Source organism: Paenibacillus sinensis, from assembly GCF_019904155.1.
Lineage (GTDB): Bacteria > Bacillota > Bacilli > Paenibacillales > Paenibacillaceae > Paenibacillus_AQ > Paenibacillus_AQ sinensis.
This window is the reverse complement of sequence record NZ_JAHCMB010000226.1, coordinates 42,049-61,656: the sequence shown is the minus strand read 5'-3', so window position 1 is coordinate 61,656 and position 19,608 is coordinate 42,049. Positions and strand designations below refer to the sequence as shown.

14 protein-coding genes are annotated in these 19,608 nt (G+C 55.0%); 10 read left to right on the top strand and 4 right to left on the bottom strand.

Annotation, left to right across the window (positions count from 1 at the left end):
* Positions 1 to 521: 521 nt before the first annotated feature.
* On the top strand, positions 522 to 2,405 hold the full coding sequence (locus tag KIH86_RS27130) for an S-layer homology domain-containing protein (protein ID WP_223081200.1): 1,884 nt from the start codon (positions 522 to 524) through the stop codon (positions 2,403 to 2,405).
* 42 nt (positions 2,406 to 2,447) lie between these two features.
* Complete coding sequence (locus KIH86_RS27125; RefSeq protein WP_223110764.1) at positions 2,448 to 4,991, top strand: hypothetical protein; 2,544 nt, start codon at positions 2,448 to 2,450, stop codon at positions 4,989 to 4,991.
* Positions 4,992 to 5,117: 126 nt separating this feature from the next.
* Here KIH86_RS27125 and KIH86_RS27120 read toward each other — a convergent pair whose 3' ends face one another.
* The gene (locus tag KIH86_RS27120; RefSeq protein WP_223081198.1) at positions 5,118 to 5,831 is read right to left on the bottom strand and encodes a GntR family transcriptional regulator; all 714 of its coding nucleotides are present in this window, start codon (positions 5,829 to 5,831) and stop codon (positions 5,118 to 5,120) included.
* 306 nt (positions 5,832 to 6,137) lie between these two features.
* Here KIH86_RS27120 and KIH86_RS27115 point away from each other — a divergent pair, with 306 nt between their 5' ends.
* The 3 genes from KIH86_RS27115 to KIH86_RS27105 all read left to right on the top strand — a co-directional run bounded on the left by KIH86_RS27115 (position 6,138) and on the right by KIH86_RS27105 (position 9,474).
* Positions 6,138 to 7,118 carry an N-acetylglucosamine kinase gene (locus KIH86_RS27115; protein WP_223081197.1) on the top strand — a complete coding sequence of 327 codons (981 nt, stop codon included), beginning with the start codon at positions 6,138 to 6,140 and terminating at the stop codon, positions 7,116 to 7,118.
* Complete coding sequence (locus tag KIH86_RS27110; protein ID WP_223081196.1) at positions 7,115 to 8,452, top strand: 6-phospho-beta-glucosidase; 1,338 nt, start codon at positions 7,115 to 7,117, stop codon at positions 8,450 to 8,452. The genes KIH86_RS27115 and KIH86_RS27110 overlap by 4 nt, the downstream gene beginning before the upstream one ends.
* A gap of 401 nt (positions 8,453 to 8,853) precedes the next feature.
* Positions 8,854 to 9,474, top strand: a complete 621-nt coding sequence (locus tag KIH86_RS27105; protein ID WP_223081195.1) for a DL-endopeptidase inhibitor IseA family protein — start codon at positions 8,854 to 8,856, stop codon at positions 9,472 to 9,474.
* A gap of 22 nt (positions 9,475 to 9,496) precedes the next feature.
* Here KIH86_RS27105 and KIH86_RS27100 read toward each other — a convergent pair whose 3' ends face one another.
* On the bottom strand, positions 9,497 to 9,916 hold the full coding sequence (locus KIH86_RS27100; protein WP_223081194.1) for a CBS domain-containing protein: 420 nt from the start codon (positions 9,914 to 9,916) through the stop codon (positions 9,497 to 9,499).
* A gap of 171 nt (positions 9,917 to 10,087) precedes the next feature.
* Entirely contained in the window at positions 10,088 to 11,515 is a 1,428-nt protein-coding gene (locus KIH86_RS27095) for a VanW family protein (RefSeq protein WP_223081193.1), read from the bottom strand.
* A gap of 299 nt (positions 11,516 to 11,814) precedes the next feature.
* On the opposite strand from KIH86_RS27095, the gene ftsE reads away from it, so the two are divergent.
* The 5 genes from ftsE to KIH86_RS27070 all read left to right on the top strand — a co-directional run bounded on the left by ftsE (position 11,815) and on the right by KIH86_RS27070 (position 18,065).
* The gene (gene ftsE / locus KIH86_RS27090) at positions 11,815 to 12,501 is read left to right on the top strand and encodes a cell division ATP-binding protein FtsE (protein ID WP_223081192.1); all 687 of its coding nucleotides are present in this window, start codon (positions 11,815 to 11,817) and stop codon (positions 12,499 to 12,501) included.
* On the top strand, positions 12,491 to 13,405 hold the full coding sequence (gene ftsX / locus KIH86_RS27085) for a permease-like cell division protein FtsX (RefSeq protein ID WP_223081191.1): 915 nt from the start codon (positions 12,491 to 12,493) through the stop codon (positions 13,403 to 13,405). The genes ftsE and ftsX overlap by 11 nt, the downstream gene beginning before the upstream one ends.
* 47 nt (positions 13,406 to 13,452) lie before the next feature.
* A complete protein-coding gene (locus tag KIH86_RS27080) occupies positions 13,453 to 14,820 on the top strand; it encodes a murein hydrolase activator EnvC family protein (protein ID WP_223081190.1) in 1,368 nt (455 codons plus the stop codon).
* 116 nt (positions 14,821 to 14,936) lie between these two features.
* Positions 14,937 to 16,388 carry a S41 family peptidase gene (locus tag KIH86_RS27075; RefSeq protein WP_223081189.1) on the top strand — a complete coding sequence of 484 codons (1,452 nt, stop codon included), beginning with the start codon at positions 14,937 to 14,939 and terminating at the stop codon, positions 16,386 to 16,388.
* A gap of 237 nt (positions 16,389 to 16,625) precedes the next feature.
* Complete coding sequence (locus KIH86_RS27070; protein WP_235775627.1) at positions 16,626 to 18,065, top strand: PDZ domain-containing protein; 1,440 nt, start codon at positions 16,626 to 16,628, stop codon at positions 18,063 to 18,065.
* 391 nt (positions 18,066 to 18,456) lie between these two features.
* Here the strand turns inward: KIH86_RS27070 and KIH86_RS27065 are convergent, their stop codons facing one another.
* Positions 18,457 to 19,440, bottom strand: coding sequence for an AraC family transcriptional regulator (locus KIH86_RS27065; protein ID WP_235775626.1), 984 nt, complete (start codon positions 19,438 to 19,440; stop codon positions 18,457 to 18,459).
* Between the last annotated feature and the right edge of the window lie 168 nt (positions 19,441 to 19,608).

Below are 19,608 nucleotides of genomic sequence, written 5' to 3'. Positions count from 1 at the left end.
AGCCGCTGAAATCCCAACCCTGGCGTTGTTCCCTCTTTGACGATGTAAATATAGCTAACACGAAAGGAGGGTATCTGCGGTTTTTCAATCAGACTGCTTGTGATTTGTAGTAACAATATAATTTGTATTATTGATGATAGCACCCCGTATGTCAATCTATTTTTCGTGACATTTTTCAAGTTGATCGTAGATTTTCAGCTAAGGAAATTCGTTTGAATCCAATCCAATTATCCTATAAATAGCGGTAAAAATCGAAGGAAGGCAAAGGATTTGGGATATTTTTCAAATGTAATCTTCTATAAAGAATCACTCGTTGGTTCTGGAATATAGCTATTGACAACTTATTATGATTAAAAATAGAATGTGTGTAAATGTTACTACAATAACATCGAAAACATTACATGGGGGTGACAAGAAGTCGTACAAGCTTAATACACAACAAGGTTGAATTATCGGAATGGAAGAGCAGGTAAGGCTGTATTGCTTGAGAAAAAAGACCGGAATGATAAGGAGGAGCGCATATGAGTTTCAAATGGAAACAGGCATTTGCCGCGATTGCCTTAACGTCAACGATGGCATTTGCTTACGCTGCCGATGTATCCGCAGAGACAACAGAAACGATTCCCGCCTGGGCTTCGGAGGAGATTGAATCCTGGAAAAACCTTGGACTGCTGAAGGGGGATCAGGTAGGCCGGATTCTACCGAATGACGGGATCAAGAAAACGGAGTTTGTCGCATTGATCAATCGTATTTTTAACTTCAACGAGATAAGCGGGCAGACCTTCGATGATGTGCCGTCTGCGGCTTGGTATGCCCCTGAAATCGGTAAGGCCGTGGCGGCGGGCGCTATTATCGGCAGTGGCGACGGCAAGATTAACCCGCTCGAAACTTTAACCCGGGAACAAGCCGCGCTCATTCTCAGCCGAGTGTTTCAGGTAACGGCAACTGAACCGGTCAGCGCTTCGTTCTCCGACGACTCTTCCATTTCCGTTTGGGCTAAAGAGGCCATATACGCTATGAAGGAAGCGGGTTATGTCGCCGGAACGCCTTCGGGTGCTTTTCTGCCGCAGAAATCTCTCACTCGTGCCGAAGCGGTAAAAATGATCAATAACGCCATGGGCGCACTCGTATCCGACGGCGCCAATCACGCCAATATGGCTGGAGGCAACTTGATTGTCAACACGGCGGGCGCCACGTTGTCGAATTTGAATCTCACCGGCAGTTTGTACATTACACCGGGGGTAGGAGAAGGGGATCTCAATCTCGTCAATGCCCGGATCGGCGGCGTCGTATACGTCAACGGCGGCGGCACACACAGCATTACACTGACCGACAGCGCCGTTAATCACATGCAGATCAATAAACCGAAGGCTCCCGTAAGGGTTGTGTTTAAAGGATCTGCGTCTGCGAATGCCATAGATGTTTCATCCGAGAGCGTGATTGTCAATGAGTCGGGGAATGCCATCGGCAGTCTTCGTTTATTGACGAATGGCGGAAAAGCTGTTTCGCTGTACGGGAATGTGAAGCAACTGAATATGAACGGCAAATCCAGCTTCACGCTTGAGAGCGGCCGAGTCGATGGGCTTAACGTGTCCAAGGAGGCCGGGGGATCGAAAATCCAGTTGGCCAAGGATACGACCGTGGGGTCGATCATTTTCGATGCCGCCACAACGGTAACGGGAACAGGCAAAATCCAAACGGCGATCATCAACTCACCGGGTGTCTCCCTCCCTTCCATGCCGGACAAGCTGATTATGAACGTCGATACCGTAATCATCAATGGACAAACGATAGACCGCCTCGGCAACGTGGTGACATCATCGTCAACGGGTACGGGAGGAACAGCCGTAACGGACCCTTCCACCGGAGAACCGGTAACTGAAAATCCGGTGACCGAAGAACCTGAACCTCAAAATCCGGTAACTGAAGAGCCTGAGCCCGAAAAGCCTGTAACAGAGGAACCCGTCAAGGATAAAGCTACCGAGCTTTACAGCTATGCGGGCGCGCTTGGCTCCTTCGCATCCACGGGAGCGGAAGGCACCGTTAAGCAGTATCTCACCTTCCTGCAGGACCCTTCTTACAACCCTTCAATCGCCAATTCGGATGTTGATATGCCTGATCTGGTGAACGCCATCACCTTGGTTAACTATCAGTTTACGGTCAAGCCATCCCTGTTCGCCTCCTTGCGTGGAGTCAATACCTCCGTCCTCAATGACGCCCGCACGTATTTGTGGATCGGGACGAATAATGGCGTAACCCGTATTCAGCTTTCGACAAATGAAATGAAGTCGTACACGACCGCAGACCGGCAATTGACGGATGACAAGGTGCTGCTGCTCATTTCGGACGGAGGCACGGGCGTATTTGCCATTACGGCAACCGGTGTATCCCATATTTATCAGTAAGGATTGCGCAAGAAGTCCGAATCAGGAAAGGGGATATATATGATGAAGAAACACGGCAAGCTGATAACAGGCGCTATGATGGCCGCTATGCTGTTCGTACTGCCGACAGCACCTGCCTGGGCGGCTAAGCTGCCTGGCGCCCAATACTCTGCTGTTCAACTCAAGGCCGTACAGACCAAGGAAGTGACGTATTACAAGACAGGGTCCGCCTCCATCCCGAGCAGCATCGAGTGGACTACGGATACCAGCGTCTTGAAATTTCTGCCGCTCTCGGTGCTCGGTGATGTTACAAGCGTGGTTCTGGACGAAGACGGAGTCTATTGGATTGGGACAGAGAACGGGCTGCAACGGGTCGATTTCAGTGCGGAGGACACCAAGGATATTGTGCAGTATATGGCGGGTCCAAGGTATCTCTATGGTGGAGATGACAACGTGACTGCTCTTGCCAGCGATGGCGAGGGAGGCATCTGGGCGCGCACGGCAAGCGGTGTGACCCATATTGCCATGCCGGAAAAAACGCTGCATGAGAAATCGTTTGTCTATGAGGATTTGGTACAGTCGATTCTTGACCGGCGCGGCATGGTCCACGACACCAACTTCACCTTTACCGAAACGGATAGCTCGTTTGATGCGGTGAACTACAATTCTCCGACGGGGAAGTTCACTTCGACCCCTTCAACGAGCGATAACGACGGCCTGTGGACAACGATGTATGCCATGGGTGAAGTGTTCCGGTACAAAGCCTTGCAGGAAGAATACGGCGCAAGCCCGGCAGCGGATCAGGTGGCAGAAATCGCCGAAGCGAAAGCGGCGGCGCTCAGAGCAACCAAGGCCGTCCTGCTGCTTGACTATGTGTCCGGCCGCGGCAATGGCTTTCCGGCCCGTTCTTATATGCTGACCAGCGAAGCCGGGGCGGCCACCGTGGGCAACTCGGTGTACGGCTACCAGTCACAGAACGGCTTTTGGTTCCAAAATTTCGTTGGACCGGGCATGGTCAATCCCAATGGCATTATTCCGAGTATGCAGCGTGATGACGGCGTAGAGCCGATCGGTTATTCAATGGTCCGGGTGACCAAGGATGCGGAGAGCAAGAAGGGTTCCACACTGTTCCCGAGCGGCGGAACGGATGTAATGAACTACAACGGGCTTGGACTCAGCCAAGAAGCGATCGATGAGCTTAACAAGACACGGCCTGAAGGACAAAAGCTGGGAACGGACATCAAGACCAAAGTGGCGACATCGGTAACCGGTGCGGTATATCAGGTGCTGCCCGTTATCACGGCGGCTACGAACAACAAAGATGCGAAGGAAGACAAGACGACAGGGGAAAGCAATAAGCCTTTGTTCCAGCTGACAGCTCCTGTGTATGAGCAGATACCGGAATTCTTTAACGATTTGTTCCCGGCCAGCGCAATTGTGAACGGCCACATCGACATGAATCAGATTGTGTACAAGGCAGATACCTCGTCGGATGAAGTAGACGGCCATTACGCCATGTTCTATACGGCTTACAAGTATTTGATAGGCGACAGCACAGATCCCGAGCTGCTGGAGCTGAAGTCTCTGATCGAAGAGACGACTCACCGTATGACGGAGCTGATACTCAAAGATGACCACTACTACATCGAAGATGCCACAGGCAAATCGACGCAGTGGTCCAGATGGTTCTCCAAATATTTCAATGACAGCTTGGGCACGATGGAGCAGCAGGTTTCATGGCAGTCCAATGTCGGCGTAGATGAGAACGGCGACGATGCCCTGTCCTACGGCTATGAAGACGGTCCGCTTAATGCGCTGGAAGTGATGTCCGCGCTCAAGGTCGCCAGCTATATTACCGCCAAGAGCTATCCGGCCGATTCGGTAAAATACGATTTGGCGTATGAACAAGCTTACAATGGAAGCTATAGCAAGGACGAGCCTTACGTGAACGGAAAAGGTTATATGGATATGGCCAAGGAATATATTGAGCGGAGGCTGGTACGTCAGGCGACCAATGCTTATGACGACAACGATAATCAAGTGGTAACGGAAGCCAATGTGGGCGACAGCACCAATACCAATGCGACGCTGCATAATGACTGGACCCAATATATTAATTACTCGGATGAAGAGTTAGGCTGGTTCCCGGTGTTTGTGCTGATTACACTGGAAGAGGACGAGAGCAAGCACGCCCAGATTGTCGAAGCTTACGATCAATGGTATTCCAACGAAGTCAGGGAAGAGAATCCGTTCTACACCTTCCTGTATCAACTGGCGCATCCGGACAAGACGGATGTCGATTTGGAGTCGGCGGTCCGGTTCCTGTACCGGTTCCCCGAATATCAGATCCAGTTCCCGGTTCAGTGGAATCGGCAGGACGTATTCTATATCGAGCCTGGCGACCGTGATGATTACAAGCAGACCAATTACGCTCTTGCCCCTGATGAGAGACGCATTATTAAAAATAACTCAAATCCGTTCGAGAGCGACAATCAGACCACAGGCGCGAACCCAAGCTATAATTACAAGTCGGGCAACATAGAAGCCGGCTCGGTCTTCACACTGCCATATTGGATGGGCCGGTATTTCGAGATTATCAAAGAATAAGCGAAGAGAGGAGGATATTCATCCTCCTCTCCGCTATCATGAGCCGGGGGCATGCATTCGGCACGCCCCCTCTTTTTTAAGCTCCGAAGTTGATCGGCGAAACTACGCCTCGACTATCGTCCCTTTTTAGAAATGCCGTTCAATCGTATAACTTGGAAAATCTCCGCGGAATACGCCGAAGCTGTATTCAAGCGGGGTGTTGTCCGTCAAATAAGTGAAGGTCTTGACCTGAAGGCAAGGAGAGCCCTCCTTGACGCCGAGCAGCTTACTCGCCGTCTTGTCCGCAAGAACCGGCTTCAACTGCTCCACGGACCGATGGGCTTTCAAATTGTACCGGGTCTCCAGAAAGGCGAACAAAGAGCCGTCGGTATATTCGCTGGCCAGACCGGGAGCGAGATTCCACGGGATATAGGTGGTCTCATAGAGAAGCGGCTCGTTGTCGGCGTATCGCACCCGCAGCAGCTCATTAATTGGAGCCTTTAGCGGGACCTGCAAAAATTCGTTCAACGGTATTTCGGCAGGGATTACTTTGGATTCAATCACTTTGCCAGTGGGTTCTTTGCCGCTCATCAGCACGTCCTCCGCAAAGCTTCGTGTCTGCACCAGGTGAAGCTCCTTGCGTTTAACGAACGTGCCCTTTCCTTGATGTCGCTCCAGAATATCTTGAACCTCAAGCTCGCTGAGCGCGAGGCGGATCGTTGTGCGGCTGGCGGAGAAAATTTTGCAGAGATCGGCTTCGGTCGGAAGCTTCTCACCGACTGCGTAAACGCCGGATTGAATCTGTTTTAGCAATTGTTCTTTAATATTAAAATATAGGGAATTAGTTGTTCTTTTTGTCATTACAAAGTTCCTCCGTTACCGAATTTGTTATATTATATCATGGAAAAAGAACCGGATAAACCGGGTTTGACAGAGGAGTAAACAAAAAAATTACGGTTTGTATTTCCAAAAAATACAACTATAACTTGAGGAAAGCCTATATACTATCCTAAATAGTTGGTTTACTGTTATATTTTATGGGTAATATGGCCCTTTCAGCAAGGTCGACCGGATTTGGGAGTTTATTGCGACAAAGTTTATGGTATCCGTGACAATGGATGAGTCAGGAAGAAACGATAGGGAGCTTTGTTAACAGGAGTTGAAACCATGTATATTGCAGGTGTGGACGGCGGAGGGAGCAAGACGCTCGTCATCGTTGCCGATGAGCAAGGAACCGTTCTGGGGTCCGGCCGGTCGGGCTGCGGCAATCATCAAATGATTGGAGCCGCCGCCGCGGTGGCCAATATTAGAAGTGCGCTGATGGACGCCCTTGTGCAAGCCGGCATTGCCGAGGATGATTTGGATGTTGTGCAATTCGGCCTTGCGGGCGCGGACCGTCCTGTTGATCTGGAGAAGCTCTCTCCGGAAATTGACCGGCAGTTGTCTTTGCGCAAATGGAATGTGGTCTGCGATACGATGGAGGGATTGCGTATCGGAAGCCCGGATAATGTCGGTGTTGTGCTGGTGTGCGGAAGCAGTACCAACGCGGCAGGCCGCAACCGGCAAGGAACCGTTATCCAGGTCGGAGGGTTCGATCTTCTGTTCGGCGACCGGGCGGGCGGTTATTATTTGGCCGCACAGGCATTGGGCAGAGCGGTTCGCTCCTGGGAGGGAAGAGAGCCTTATAGCATCCTGGTGGAACGAATCCCCCTGGCGCTCGGTTTTGGGAGCTTCGAAGCTATGTTCAACCAGTTTCTCGACGAAGACAGGCAGACAGCGCCGCTTGAGCTGTCGCTGATTGTTCATGAGGCGTCCGAGTCCGGCGACTGGCTATCCCGCGAGCTTCTCGTGGAGATGGGAAGAGAGCTTGGGCTGTCGGCGGCGACCGTTATCCGTAAACTTGGCGGATTCAAGGGCGAAGTAGTGCCGATAGTCTTAACGGGCAGCATTCTCCAGTCGGGCAGAAATTCACTGCTGCTGGAGGCATTAAGCAAGGAAGTAAAGGCGGAGGCCCCGACTAGTACGCTTGTTATTCCTGAAATGGCTCCCGTATTCGGGGCGGTAATGCTGGCAATGGACCATGTTGATATCCCGGTAACGGAGCAAATGATCCGGAATTTCGAGAGATACGGAGGAGATCGCAAATGAAGAAGAGACAATTGAAAATAGCCGTAATCGGAGGAGGGTCTTCCTATACGCCGGAGCTTATCGACGGTTTGATACGTTATCATGATGTGTTTCCGGTCGCCGACCTGTATCTGGTGGACATTGAAGCAGGGGCTGAGAAACTGAAGGTTGTGGGCGATCTTGCCCAGCGGATGATCGATGCAAGCGGCAAGCCGATCAAGCTGCATTTGACGCTGGACCGCCGGGAGGCGATCCGCGGCGCTGATTTTGTAACGACCCAGATTCGTGTCGGAATGCTGGATGCGCGCTCAAGAGACGAGAAGATTCCGCTCGCCCATCATTTGATTGGCCAGGAAACGACCGGAGCCGGCGGCTTCGCCAAAGCGCTGCGCACGATCCCCGTCATTCTGGACATTTGCAAGGATATCGAGGAACTGGCTCCGGATGCGTTCATGATTAATTTTACCAATCCGGCCGGACTGGTTACCGAGGCCGTCTCCAAGTACTCTCGCGTGAAATCCGTCGGGCTCTGCAATCTGCCCATCAGCACCAAGATGCAAATTGCTGAACTCTACGGTGTGCCGCAGACGGAAATGTACATTGAGATCGTTGGAATCAATCATTTGCACTGGACCACCCGGGTTATGATCGACGGAAAGGAAATGACCGGCGATTTTCTCGACAAGCTATCCGGCGCCAAAGGAATATCCATGGCTAACATCCCCGATTTGGAATGGGATGCGGAATTTATTCAATCGCTGGGCGCATTGCCCTGCGCCTACCATCGTTATTATTATATGAAGGAAGAGATGCTGCGCGAAATCACGGAGCATTATGAAGCTACAGGCAAGACCCGGGCGGATGAAGTGAAGGAAGTGGAGGCAGAGCTATTCGAACTATACAAGCAGCCGGCGCTGACTTCGAAGCCGCCTCAATTGGAGAAACGCGGAGGGGCCTATTATTCCGAAGCGGCTGTGCAATTGATGAAATCCATCTATAACGATACCGGCGATATTCAGACTGTCAACGTGCGCAACCAGGGCATTATCCCTTGTCTTCCCGACGATGTGGCTATTGAGGTTAACTGTGTCATCAAGTCCGACGGTCCGCATGCCTTGTCGCTCAGCCATCCGCTGCCTCCGCAGATTAGAGGATTGCTGCAAGTGGTGAAGGCCTACGAAGAGCTTACCGTAGAGGCGGCTGTCCACGGGGATTATGCCGCCGCTTTGCAGGCGCTGACCATTCATCCCTTGGTGGGCGATGAACAGACAGCCAAGGCGCTGTTGAATGATCTTCTGGAGCAGAACGCCGGCTTCTTGCCGCAATTCCAGGTTCGAAGCAGCCAGACTTTGTGACAGCCTCTTGTGACAGCCTCATATTCAGTTGACTCGCGGCGCATCCGCTGGCATTGAAGCCAGCTGTCATCATAGATGATTACAAATGAATCGGCCGTCATGGACCTGATCTTCGGGTCCATGACGGCCGGTTGTTTAATCCTCCAGAATAATAGATTATTGTACGCAATCACAAACGCTGCAAAATTGTTTTTCACCAGCATGAAAGATGCCTTTGTGTTCGCGTTTCTACTATTCTTTACCCGATTTGGCGATTGTAATGACATTGACTGTTTCTTAGTTGGGTTCTATACAGAAGATAGAAGCGTTTTCACCCGGGCATCCGGCGGGTATTGATAGTTTGTGGGCTGTTTTATCGAAAGGCTTGTTACATCACTCATACTGCGAGGAGGAACGTACTAATGAACAACACCAAATGGCTGCCGGGATTGCTGGCCCTCACCCTTGGATTAACGCCGGCGGCGGGAGGCGCATTTGCGGCATCGGCGACTACGGGAGCGACAGGCACAATATCCGCCAATGCGACCGCGGCCGCGACTGCGACGGGTGCGGCGATCAATCCGTCAATGATCAACAATCTGACGCCGGCCACAATCATTCCGCTTATCGTCAAAGCGCGGGAAATTTATTTCTATACCAGCCGGGGCGGCTCGCTGGCCAGGCTGGAGACTTTTAATTATAAAGAAATGGAATACCGTTATATCTCCGCGGACATTGGAACGAAGCAGAAGCTGATGCATTACGTAAAACAGGCGTATACGCACAATGCTGCCGCGTACTACGCCCAGACGCAATTTTACGAGAAGAACGGAAGGATGTCGCAGGTCAACGGCGATCTCGGCAATCTGCTGCTGTTCGAGGACGCCAAAGCCCGAATGGTATCGAAGGATGCCTTGACTGCGGTTTTTGAGTTGACGGTGCCGTATCCCGATAATGTGCAGGATGCGGAGAAGGTCACCGTTAAGCTGAAGAAGGTAAACGGGTATTGGAGAATCGATATGTCCCCGGATACCTTGTTCTAAGAAAGGGGGGAGAAAGCGGGAATTAGCCCAGAAGGGCTCTCAGATCGGCGGGGTTGACGGTGCCGGCCAGCTTGCCGTTTCGGGTGATGATGATGGAGTCATTCTGCTGCGCGGGATGGCGCTCCAGCAGCCGGGCCAGAATCTCGGACGGATCGGACTCGATGTCTGCCGTAAGCAGATGAGTCTGCGCTTGTTCAAGTGCGGATTCGCGGTAGAACGAATCGGCTCCGCTCCGGCCGGTTGCCCGCAGAAAGAACGGCTCGCTCATCAAGAGGCCGACAGGGCGGTCGCTCTCGTCGCAAATGACAAGGCATTTGGACCGGGGATGCTCGAACATCAAACGGATGGCCTCGCGGCATGTCTGCTGCTCCCGAAGCACAGGTGCCGGTCTGAGCAGGGTTGTAACTCCGCGTGGGAGGGAGACGGCTTGGGCGATTGTCATGCTGGTTCATCCTTTCATTAAATAGTGAATTGAAATGCCTGGATCACCCAACAAGTATAGCCTCTCATTGTAAAATCCGCCCGCCCCGTCCGTAAACGCCGCTTTAAATCTTCCGAAACCCAGGAACGCCGGCAGGAGGCAGGCATTCCTTCCAGAAACGGCATCCGCCCCTCATTCGCTGCTCCGGATACCGTCCTCCACCAGCGGACGCTCGCTGTTCTGCGCACCGGAAGAGTCAGCTCCTCCCGGACCTACGGCGACGAGGGCCTGCTTCGGTTGATAGGTATCCCGGGACACCCGGATGCGCTCCACCGCTTCGCCTCCTACGAATTTGGTCTGGTAGGTCTCAACGATATAGCCGGCCCGGCCCTTCCGCAGCGTCCGCGACGCACCGGGAGGGAGAGAAGAGTCGGTCACCGTCCGGCGGCCCGGAGCCAGAATCTCCACGGTTCGCGATTCCACCGAATACGACACATTGGATGGAAAGGTCCCGAACAGCTTGACGGTAAGCGAGCGCCCGCTGACGGCGGCCCTGATGAGCAGATAATGTCCGGTTGTGTTGCGGAACCGGAAGTTAATGGACCCGCGCGAGAACGTGGCGTCCTGGCCCTTGGGCAAATAGTTGACCGGGAGGGAATGGTTGCGGCGCTCCACAATTTCCATGCCCGTGCGCAGCGCCGCATTGTACAGCGTGCTGGACACCTGGCAGATGCCACCCCCGACGCCCGGCTGGAGCGTGCCGTTCACGATCACGGGCGCTTCCCGGAAGCCGTACTCGTTCTCCGCCTTCTCGATCGCCTTGTCATAGTCAAAGACGGCGCCGGGCGGAAGAAGCGTATCGTTCACCGCCTTGGCGGCCGATTCCACGTTGTAGCTTCGTCCCGGTCCGCTTGCACCGAGCGAAGTGCTGAACTCCATAATTTTTCGCGCGACTCCCTGTTCCTTCAGCGACTGCAGCGTCACGTCCGGCTGTACCGTGCGCAGCGGCAGCTCTGCGGTTAGTCCGGTAGTTTTCAGCGCATCCAGCTGAGTGAAATCCTTTGGAATGACGGCCCGGAGTGTAAGCCCGGCATGGGTCCAATCGATCCGGAGCGAAGTCCGGCCCGGTGTATATACAATCTGGTCATACTCCGTAATCCGGCGGGTGGCGTCAACCGGGTCACCGAACGTTGAGCTCTCCCAGTCCGCATTCAGCCTGCTCCTCAGCGCCGTGTCCGTCCATGCGGCCGTCAGCGCCCAGTTTTTTTCAAACGAATAACGGGCTTTGGCGCGCTCCCATATCCCGCCTTCCGACAACCGGTCCAATTCATTCAGAAACGACTTCGCCTGATACGTGACTCCTGCCTCTTTCAACGTGAGCTTCAATCCCTTCGTATCGCCGACCCGCAGAGTGAGCGGAATCGCCCCCAGCCCGGCGAGCTTTTGGTCAAGCTCCGTCCACGCAGCCGCGATGTTCTTTCCCCCGATGTCCCACCCGGCGAGCAGGGTCCCTTTAGGGACGGTCGACTGCCCCGCATACAGCGCCACTCCTCCGTAGGCCAGCGCAACCGCTAGAAGAAGACCGCCCGCAATTATAAGAACGGCATGCACTTTTCTCATCGACATCCCCCTTGCCTCTGTACAAAAAAAGGATGATCCAATCCGCACTCCGCCGCGGCAAGCTCTCCATAAGGGTTACACATTTGTTCCGTTCTGCCGATAAAGGGTAGTGAAAGGCGGATCAACCCTCTACAAGCATATGCGCCCCTCCATAAACTCCTTCATAAAACTTTCGGGTACTCAAGCAGTTACGGATTTGTTACAATAGATACGTTGCGGAATTATTGCTGTTTATGGAAATCCGCTGGAAATATTGTCGCAGGTCGCGGCGGATAATGTCAGAACCGGGAAGTGATCAGATGATCGAAATGCAGGATATATGGAAGACGTACCCTAACGGGACTCACGCCCTTCAAGGAGTATCGGTCAAAATCGACCGCAACGAGTTCGTATATATCGTCGGTCCGTCCGGAGCGGGCAAATCGACGTTCATGAAATTGATCTATAGAGAGGAAACGCCGACCAAGGGGCAAATCTCCGTGGGCGGATTCAATATCGGCAAGCTGAAGCCGCGCAAAATCCCTTATGTCCGCCGCAACATCGGCGTCGTGTTTCAGGATTTCCGGCTGCTGCCGAAGCTGACGGCCTTCGAGAACGTCGCCTTCGCGATGGAGGTTATCGAAGCGCCGAAGAAGCAGATCAAGAAGCGGGTCAATGAGGTGCTCGACCTCGTGGGACTGCGCAGCAAAGCAAATCGTGAGCCTTCCCAGCTCTCAGGCGGGGAGCAGCAGCGCATCGCCATCGCCCGGGCAATAGTGAATAATCCGTCGGTTATCGTGGCGGACGAGCCTACGGGCAACCTGGACCCCGAGACGTCCTGGGGGATCATGCAGCTGCTGGACGAAATCAATTTTCGCGGCACGACGATCGTGATGGCGACCCATAACCGCGATATTGTCAACAAGATGCGCAAGCGGGTGCTGGCCATCGAGCACGGGCAGATTGTCAGAGACCAGCTGAGAGGGGAATACGGGTATGAGTTTTAAAACCTTCTTGCGTCATGTGCGGGAAGGCTTCAGGAACGTATTCCGCAACGGGTGGATGTCGGTGGCATCCATCACCTCCATTGTGGTTTCGCTGCTTGTGCTGGGTGTCTTCATCCTTCTTGTGCTTAATGTCAATTCACTCGCGGACAAGGCGGACAGCCAGGTCCAGATCACCGTACACCTGACGCTGGAGACGAATCAGGCGCTCCGCGACACACTGCAGAACGAAATCGGCAGCATGCCCGAGGTCAGCAAGATCGAGTTCATCTCCAAGGAGCAGGGGCTGGAGAATCTGCGCAAGGATTTGGGGCCTGATGCCGACAGCATTCTGGAGGGCTTCGACAAAGATAACAACCCGCTGAACGATGCTTTCCAGGTGGAGGTTGTGGAGCCGACGACCGTGCCTTTTGTGGCGAAGAAGATCGAGGCGCTCAACGACACCCACCCCGAGAAGCCGATCTATAAAGTGAAGTACGGACAAGGCGCCATCGAGACCCTGTTCAAAGTTACGAAAACCATCCGCAACATCGGATTCGTGTTCGTGGCGGGACTGGCCATCATGTCCATGTTCCTTATTTCCAATACGATTCGGGTCACTATTCTGGCCCGCCGCAAGGAAATCGGCATTATGAAGCTCGTCGGGGCTACCAATGCTTTTATCAGGTGGCCGTTCTTCGTGGAAGGCGCGCTGATCGGACTTATTGGTTCAGTAATTACCGTAGGCATTCTCTATGCCGGATACTCTGGCTTAAGCTCATCGATTGTGGGCGACCCGCTGATGGGCGGGAGCCTTATTCCTTTCCAGAATATCTGGGTGCTGCTGAGCGGACTGATTGTCGGTCTCGGCGTGCTGATCGGTATTTGGGGAAGCGTCGTATCCATCCGCAAGTCGCTGAAGGTTTAGGAATCATTTGAAATGATATTTTTGAATAAAAGGACGGGGAACGCGAGTTGAAAAAAATAGCCGCCGGATTAGCCGTACTGCTGTTGTCCGCTGTTATGTTCCAGCCCTCTGAAGGTTATGCCAGCAAAACAAGCGTCACCGAAATCGACAAGCAGCTGAAGGCGCTGCAGCAGAGTGCCAAAGACGCCAAAGCCCAGCAGGAAAAAGCGGCTGCCCAGGGCCAGGAGGCCCAGCACTACAAGAACAAGACCACACAGAATCTGCAGGTTGTGCTCGGCCAGATCGAGCTGGTGAAGGGTGAAATGACCCAGATCTCCACCAAGATCGACAATACCGAGAAATCGCTGAAGACGACAGCGGCCGAGCTGGACGCTGCTCAGGAACGGGTCGAATCCCGCCAGAAGCTGATCGAGTCCCGGGTGCGTCTTATGTATACGGACGGTTCGGTGTCCTATCTGGATGTACTGCTCTCTTCGACAAGCTTCTCCGACTTTCTGACCCGCGCCGACTCGCTGAAGACGATCGTGGATCAGGACCAGGATCTGCTGGAGCAGCATAAGCGGGACGAAGCGACTGTGACGGCCAAGAAGAAAGAGCTGGAAGGGCAGTATGCGCTGGCCAAGCAGCTGTATACCGACCTGGAATCCCAGCGCAGCGTCCTGAAGGACAAGGAAGCCGAGAAGCAGGAGCTGATCGCTTATTACGATAAGGCGATCGACGATGCCGAGGATATCTCTCAGGAGCAGAACGCCAAGCTCGTCCAGCTCGCAAGCCAGCGTGCGGCGCTTGAAGAGCAGAAGGACAAGATCAAGGCAGAGGAGGCGGCCCGCAGAGCGGCAGCAGCCAAAGCGGCCGCAGCCAAACGCGCGGCGGAAGAGGCCGCCCGTAAGGAAGCCGCGGCCAAGGAGGCCGCAGCCAAGGCAGCTGCCGCTAAGTCGGCGGAAGCGCAGACGGTGGCCAGTTCCTCCGATGATGAAGCGGAGCATGGCGGAGACGACAACAGCAGCACTTACGCGAGCGGCAGCGGCCCGCTGCTGCTGCCCGTCGGCCAGGCGCGGATTTCGTCGCCTTACGGCTACCGGATTCATCCGGTGACGGGCGAGCGCAAGCTGCATACCGGCGTCGACTTCGCCGTGCCGCAGGGCACGAATATCCACGCGGCGGAAGCCGGTACGGTTATCGTGGCCGAATGGTGGAGCGGCTATGGCTACACAGTGGTAATCGATCATGGCGGCGGCATGTGGACGTTGTACGGACATATCCGCGAAGGCGGCATCAAGGTCAGCGTGGGCGACCGCGTGGAACGCGGCCAGACCATTGCGGAATCAGGCGCGACCGGACGGGTGACGGGTCCGCATCTGCACTTTGAGGTGCGGATCGACGGAACACCGGTCGACCCGATGGACTATCTGTAATTTGACGGCCCCATAAATATTATGGGGCCGTGCGGCATATACTGGAAGTCATACCGATCTCTGCGGGATTTACCTACAGACCGGCGGGATGGACAAGAAGGGACGGTGAAGGCTTCATGTTAAAGAAGAGTACGGCGGCTATTATGATTGTTGCCGCCCTCCTGTGCGGCAGCCTGCTGACGCTTGCGGCGACCGGCACGATCTTTACGGGACAAGCCATCGGAGAAAGCGCGGCGCCGGCAGCGGCGGCCGACGGGCTGAAGCAGAGCGAAGCGAACAAGCTGGGCACAGCACTCACCCTGATCGAAGGCAATTATTACAAGGATGTGGACCGCAGCAAGCTGATCGACGGAGCCGTGAACGGCATGATGGAGGCGCTTGGCGATCCGTATTCCAACTATATGGCCAAGGAGACGGCCCAGCAGTTTGAAGAGAGCATTGAAGGCTCCTTCAGCGGCATCGGCGCCGAGGTCGCCTCGGATAACGGCAAGGTAGTCGTTGTGTCGCCGATTAAGGGCTCGCCTGCGGAGAAGGCCGGCATTCAGGCGAAGGACATTATCGTCTCGGTGAACGGGGAAACCCTTCAGGGACTGGACCTGAACGACGCGGTCGCCAAGATCCGCGGGCCGAAGGGCAGCACGGCAACGCTCGTTATTCAGCGGTCCGGCTCGTCGCAGCCGATGACCTTCAATATCAAGCGGGACGACGTCAAGCTGGAGACGGTGTACTCCAAGCTGGAGAGCGGAGGCGTCGGCGTTATCGAGATTACGCAGTTCTCGATGAACACGGCGGACCGCTTCAAGGAAGAGCTGTCCAAGCTGGAGAAGCAGGGCATGAAGGGACTCGTGATCGACGTCCGCAACGATCCCGGCGGCGTGCTGCCGGTCGTGATTGAAATCGCCGAGCAGTTCGTGCCGAAGGGCAAGACGATCGTTCAGGTGGAGAACAAGGCGGGAGCGCGCGACCTGACGGACTCCAAGGGCAGCGGCAAGGATTATCCGGTCGTTGTGCTCATGAACAAGGGCAGTGCCAGCGCTTCGGAGATTCTCGCGGGCGCCCTCCAGCAGTCGGCGGGAGCGAAGCTGATCGGCGAGAACTCCTTCGGCAAGGGTACGGTGCAGACGAGCTTCGAGAAGCAGCTCGGCGACGGCAGCCTGCTGAAGATCACAATCGCCAAGTGGCTGACGCCGAACGGCAGCTGGATTCACGGCAAAGGCATCAAACCGGATATCGCCGTGGCGCAGTCGGATTATTTCTCGGTGTCGCCGATTAACAAGAGCGTGACGCTGCAATACAACAACAACAGCTCCGATGTGAAGAGCGCGCAGGTCATGCTGTCGGGACTCGGCTACAAGCCGGGCCGCAAGGACGGATATTTCGACGCCGCGACCAAGGAAGCGGTCAAGAAATTCCAGAGCGCGTCGAAGCTGACGGTTACCGGCTCCATTGACGCCAAGACGGCGGAAGCGCTGGAGACCGCTCTGATCAAGGCGATTCAGAACCCGGTCAATGACAATCAGCGGAACCGGGGCATTGAAGAGATCCGCAAGGAGATATCAGCGAAATAACGTTCAGGCCGCAGCAAGCCTGCGGCTTATAAGACGGCCACCCTTCTACAGGCAGAAGGGCGGCCGTCTTTTTTACGCGGGAGGAAGGACATAGCAGTTCGCCCGGTGAATTGCTAGAGGGGAGAGAGTGGAAGAAAGCGCCTATTTTTTTCTGACCGGGAGGCCTGTCTTTGTTCTCCGGATTCCTTTAGAATAGATGAAGAACCCGCACTTCAAGGTGCGGCAGCCCAAAGGAGCGTGACGATCGGTTTGAATGATCTGCTGGATCTGCTGGCAAGCTTGGGAAATGCCGCGTTGCATCTGCTGACGCAGCCCTTTTATTATATCGCCGTGTTATTTATGTTTCTGTACTACCGCAGACAGACGCTGCAGGAGCGCAGCCTCATTCATGTGAAGCTGCATGCGACGGGCAGGGAGGTATGGCGCGCGCTATGGAGCGGCCTCGTTCTGGGCCTTGTTGTGTCGGCCGCTGCTATTGCACTCGGGGTCTCGGTATCCTTTCCGGGAGTTCTCTGCATTTGGGTGGTAAGCCTGCTGCTGCTCCTGATTCGGGTGCGGTATTTCTGCTTCGTATATACGATCGGACTTCTCGGGGTCCTTCAATACATACTTTCCTGGCTGCCGGATTTCCGTCCTGCCGGATTTTGGGGCGAGACCATCATGGCGGTCAGAGAGCTGGATATTCCCGCCCTGCTCGTGCTGGCAGGCATCCTGCATCTGGCGGAAGCGCTTCTGGCCAGATGGCAGGGCCAGAGGCTGGCGACGCCGCTCTTTCTGGACGGCAAGCGCGGCCGGGTTGTGGGCGGCTACCGCCTGGAAGCGTTCTGGCCGCTTCCGCTGTTCCTGCTGATTCCGGCCGGAGGCGATGCCGCTGCGCTGCCTTGGCACAGCCTGCTGGGCGGCGGCCTCGGCGTCATATCGCTGCCCGTGGTCATCGGGTTCAGCGAGTGGACCACGAGCATGCTGCCGGGCCGCAAGAGCGCCCGCGTCTCGGGACGGCTGCTGCTGTATGCCGCCGTCCTGACCGGTCTCGCGCTGCTCGCGGACTGGTGGAGCCCGCTCACGCTCCCGGCGGCGCTCGCCGCTCTGCTATTGCACGAAGGGCTGGTCTGGTACGGCGCTCTGGAGGAGCGCCGGGGCAGTCCCTTCTTCGTGCACCCGGATGCCGGCCTCATGGTGATGGCCGTGCTGCCGGGCAGTCCCGCGCATGAGCTGGGCATCCTGCCCGGCGAGGTGCTGCTCAAGGTCAACGGCCAGGCGTTGACCGGAGAGGCGCAGCAGCTGCATGAGGCGCTGCGCCGGAGTCCCGCGTTCTGCAAGCTGGAGGTGCAGAACGCGGCGGGCGAGAGCAAATATTTGCAGCGCGCCATTTATGATGGCGAGCATCATCTGCTGGGCGTCATTCTGGCTCCCCAGCCGGATGAGGACACGACCGTGCCGGAGAAGCCGGCAGGGCTCATCGGCATCGCGGGCCTGAAGACAGGCGCGCGCCGGAAGCGGCAGGGGGCGGAAGAGCTTCCGCCCCGGATACACTCGGCGGCACGGACGCTGGAGCCCGTGCAGGCTCCTTCGGCCGAGCCAGGACTGGGGCTCGAGGCAGAGCGGCTTGCTGCGGGCGACCGCCAAGGCCCGGCACCCGGAACGGGGAGCCATGAGTCGCGAAGGGCTGAAGGCTAAGGGCTGCCAAGCGGCAAGAGCGGCAGGCCGGAGCCATTGGCCAGTCACTAGCTGAGTCACTAGCCGCCCGGAGTCGCTATCCGTGCCGCCTCAGGCTCATCCTTAGCCGCAAGCAGCGGCTTCATTCTCAGAACCAATCCTCAGATTAAATTGGCCAACGTACTGGCTCCGATACTAGCTCCGATACGATCACAAGCAAGCCCTGATTTCCGTATCAACTTACGGAAATCAGGGCTTTTTGCCGCGCAGACAGGGCCGTGCCTCAACATAAACGTCTCAAGCAGCCCCGTGAATTGCACCGGTCTCCCGTAGCACGGATGCATGGATTGCATGGATGCAGCAGGGAATGCCAGTGTGGAAGCAGTGAGGAGTAACATGTGCGTTTCCCCGCTTAAGAATCCATCAGGTTTGTTACAGGATACTGCCTTTGCCTGATCTCCCGAACATCTCTGAGGGGAGGCAGGCCGAACATCCGCCGGTATTCACGGTTAAACTGAGTCGGGCTTTCATAGCCGACCTCCCGTGCCGCGCCCGTGGCATCCATCGATTCGCTCAGCATCAAGCGCCGGGCCTCTTGCAGGCGAATGCTCTTCTGGTATTGGAGCGGTCCCAGTGTCGTGATCTCCTTGAATTTGTGGTGAAGTCCCGAGATGCTCATATTGCTCATCTTAGCCAATTCGGCAACTGTGAACGGGCTGGCGTAATTGTCCCTGATCCACGCGATTGCTTTCCCGATCCCTTCTGCCTGCTGGTTAAAGAAGATCTGCTGTTGAAAAAGATGACCGCTGCCTCCTGTCAGAAGATGATAAATCATTTCACGTTTAATCAGATTTCCCAGGAACGCAGCGCCCTGCCGCTGGTCGAGCAGCTTCATCAAACGGATGAATGAGTCGAGCAGAGGAGAGTCGCTCTTGCCGACAAATGCCGCTTTATGCGCCTGGGTTTGCCTGGGCTTGTCATCGATTCCGGCCTCCATGATTACCGAGGCGATCTCCTGCATGGACAGGTCAATGCGAAGACCGATGTAAGGGGAATCTGCTGTGGCGTTAACGGTCTGCCCGGATGCGGGCATATCGATCAACGAGGTCACATAATCCCCCGCGTGATAATTGATAATATCCTGGCCCAGATAGAGCTTCTTGCTTCCTTGCAGAATGAGGCAAAAAGAAGGGGTTAATACGCCATGTCTCAGCATGGTCGGACTGCTGCGCTTAATAATCGAAAGAAAAGGCAGTATCGTCGAATTATGGCCTTCTCTAATTTCCTTTTTTATTACCATGTTGAGCAAATCACCCAGCTTCTCCTGATCCGCCAGATCCGTCCCGGCATCTTCGCTTCCGGCGGGTCTCCCTCTGTTCTCCAGCAATGCTTCCACCCGCTCTCATTAGCCTCCAGGCTTTATATCCGGATCATAACATGCGCAATGATTGCTGATAAACCTATTTTGCAGCTTCAGGCAATAATCCGGCAGAAATGGCCTACTTCGCACAGGGTATGGCAGAGATAATAGGACTTGAGTCTTTGAGTCATATCAGAAAGGAAG